3 protein-coding genes are annotated in these 2,992 nt (G+C 65.1%); 1 reads left to right on the top strand and 2 read right to left on the bottom strand.

What is annotated here, in order from left to right; all coding sequences use genetic code 11:
• Positions 1 to 124 precede the first annotated feature (124 nt).
• Positions 125 to 1,012 (top strand): phosphoribosylaminoimidazolesuccinocarboxamide synthase, encoded by an 888-nt coding sequence (locus IRZ12_RS16920; RefSeq protein ID WP_296471061.1) that lies wholly within the window; start codon positions 125 to 127, stop codon positions 1,010 to 1,012.
• A 3-nt stretch (positions 1,013 to 1,015) separates the two neighbouring features.
• Here the strand turns inward: IRZ12_RS16920 and trxA are convergent, their stop codons facing one another.
• The gene (gene trxA / locus IRZ12_RS16915; RefSeq protein WP_296471058.1) at positions 1,016 to 1,858 is read right to left on the bottom strand and encodes a thioredoxin; all 843 of its coding nucleotides are present in this window, start codon (positions 1,856 to 1,858) and stop codon (positions 1,016 to 1,018) included.
• A gap of 89 nt (positions 1,859 to 1,947) precedes the next feature.
• Positions 1,948 to 2,883 (bottom strand): LysR family transcriptional regulator, encoded by a 936-nt coding sequence (locus IRZ12_RS16910; protein WP_296471056.1) that lies wholly within the window; start codon positions 2,881 to 2,883, stop codon positions 1,948 to 1,950.
• Positions 2,884 to 2,992: the final 109 nt, after the last annotated feature.

The following is a 2,992-nucleotide window of genomic DNA, read 5'->3' as shown; positions in this document are numbered from 1 at the left end:
GCCGGGGGTGTGGTCGCCGCCCGCCGCGGGATCGGGGGCGCCTCGGGGTGCTCCCGCCCCCGCCCTGATAAGCGGGCCCTTCCCGCGCCGCGTCTGGCAGACGCGCTTTGTAGAGCTCTCAATCATGGCCGCACCGCCGCTGTATCAATCCACCATCCGTTCCCTGCCGCTGCTCGGACGCGGCAAAGTCCGCGACATGTACGCCGTCGGCGACGACAAGCTGCTGATCGTCACCACCGACCGGCTGTCTGCCTTCGACGTCATCCTCGACGACCCGATCCCGGGCAAGGGCGAGGTGCTGAATTCGCTTACCAATTTCTGGTTGGAGCGGCTCGGCCACATCATCCCGAACCACCTGACCGGAATTGATCCCGTGACAGTGGTGGCCGCCGACGAGCGGGAGCAGGTCGTCGGCCGCGCCGTGGTGGTCAAGCGCCTCAAGCCCGTGCTGGTGGAAGCCGTGGTTCGCGGGTACCTGATCGGCTCCGGTTGGAAGGATTACCAGGAAAGCGGCAGCGTGTGCGGCATCGCCCTACCCAAGGGGCTGGTGCTGGCGCAGAAGCTGCCATCGCCCCTTTTCACGCCCGCCGCGAAAGCCGAGCTGGGTGCCCACGACGAAAACGTCAGCTTCGAGCATGTGGTCAAGGAAGTCGGTCCGCAGTTGGCCGAGCAGATCCGCGACGTTTCGCTGCGCATCTACCAGCTGGCTTCCGAGTATGCGGCCCAGCGCGGCATCATCATTGCCGACACCAAGTTCGAATTCGGGCTGGACGAGAACGGCGTGCTGCACTTGATGGACGAAGTGCTGACCCCGGATTCGTCGCGCTTCTGGCCCGCCGACTCGTATGCGCCGGGCATCAGCCCGCCCTCGTTCGACAAGCAGTTCGTTCGAGACTGGCTGGAGGCCCAGCCCTGGAACAAGACCGCCCCGGCTCCGCGGTTGCCCCAGGCCGTGCTGGAGCGCACGTCGGACAAATACCGCGAAGCGCGGGTGCGGCTGGTCGGGGCGTGACGCTCAGAACAGTACCGACGACAGTTTCTTGCGATATTGCGAGACCAGCTCCGGTTGCGCCGACGCCATGTCGAAGACCGCAATCATGGTCTTGCGGCCGATCTCGTCCTGGAAGTGGCGGTCGCGCTTGACGATCTCGAGCAGCTCATCCATCGCGGCCGCCCAGGCGCGCCGAGCGATGCGCTTGTTGGCGAGATCGAGGCGCGCCTGCAGGTCGTCCGGGTTTTGTTCGATGCGCGCGACCAGCTCGGTTTCCTCGGGCGAGTCCTGCGCCTGCTCGACCGCGTTCAACGCCGTTTCGAGGTTGGCGTAATGCGGGTCTGCCTTGGCCGCCGGGGTAAGCAGCTCGAACTGGGCCTTGGCGTCTTCCGGGCGTCCGGTGCTGAGCAGCAGCTCGACGTAATCCATCCGCGCCGGATCGTAGGTCGCATCGAGCATGAGGGCGGCGCGCAAATGCTTTTCCGCCGTGGCGACGTCGCCGGCCTGCATGGCCGCCGCCGCCATTTGGTGTTCCTGCTCGTGGGGCAGGGGTAGGAGCCGGTCGATGAAGGCGCGCACCTGCCCCTCGGGCAGGGCGCCGGTGAATTGATCTACCGGGCGGCCGTTCAGGATGGCTACGACCAGCGGGATGCTGCGAGCCTGGAAGTGTGCGGCCAATTGCTGGTTTTCGTCGACATTGACCTTGACCAGCTTGAACTTGCCGCCGTATTCGCGTTCGAGTTTTTCCAGGATCGGGGTCAGCGAGCGGCAGGGGCCGCACCACGGGGCCCAGAAATCGACGAGGACCGGCTTTTCGCGCGAGGCCAGCAATACCTCGCGCTCGAAGTTGGCGAGCGTGACATCCATACCGGGAATCCTATGAAGCATGAGCGAAAGAATGATTGTGCTTCATTTTGGCGCGCGGCGGGTCCGGCTGCGTCGCCGGAGCGGGCGCGTCACGGCCGGCCCGGCGTCGAACTCTGCGCGAAGCCGCGAAGATAGGCGGTCAGCCGGCGTACACCCGGCGTGGCCTGTTTGCGCGCATGGGAGATCAGGTAGAAGGAGCGCATGAGCTTGGGCAAGGCGGTGGGCAGCTCCACCAGCTCGCCGCTCTTGAGCATGTCGTCCACGACCCAGCGCGACAGGCAGGTGATCCCCAGGCCGCTGGCGGCGGCGCGCTTGATGGCTTCCGAGTTGCCGAACTCGATGCCCGATTTCATGTGCAGCAAGTGCGGCGTAAGGGCTTCGCGAATGATTTCGCGCGTACCCGATCCTTCTTCCCGCAATAGCCAGGTGGCTTCCCTCAGCTGCTCGGTGGGAACGATGCCGCTGGCCGGAACGATGGGGTCGCGTGCGCCGGCCACGATGACCAATTCGTCGGTAAGCCAAGGCTCGACGTTCAACTCGGGCTGCTCGCATGGGCCTTCCACCAGGGCCAGGTCGAGCTCGAAGTTCACCACCTGGGTGGCGATGGCCAACGTGTTGGCGATGGCCACGTGCGCGGTCCAGTGCGGTTGGCCGGAGGCTTCGAGGTCGCGCTGGAAGCCTGCCAGCAAGGTGGGCAATACGTAGTTGCCAATGGTGGTGCTGGCGCCGATGCGCAGGAGACCGACGTGGCCCTGGTCGTCCCGCGCCCAGCGCTCGATGGCGGCTGCGCGGTCCAGCAGCTCGCGCGCCTGCGGCAGCAGTTCCCGCCCGTTGTCGTTCAGCACTAGGCGTTTGCCTACCCGATCGAACAGGCTCATGCCCAGGGCCCGCTCCAAGTCATTCAGCGCGGCGCTAGCGGCCGACTGCGAGAGCGCCACGGCCCCGGCGGCCGCGCTGGTGCTACCCGCGTCCGCCACGGCGGCGAAGATCTGCAATTGGCGGAGGGTCAGGCGCGGGGTTTCCATATAACTCGAATAACCAGTTTTGCTTGTTGAATATACAAAAATAAACCGTTTTACCCCGTCGAAACTGATGACTAGAGTGGAGGCTCATCAATACTAGAAGTTATTAGCT

The organism is Pigmentiphaga sp. (assembly GCF_019689535.1).
Lineage (GTDB): Bacteria > Pseudomonadota > Gammaproteobacteria > Burkholderiales > Burkholderiaceae_B > Pigmentiphaga.
The sequence above is the reverse complement of the archived record's forward strand: the minus strand, read 5'-3'. Positions and strand labels throughout refer to the sequence as shown.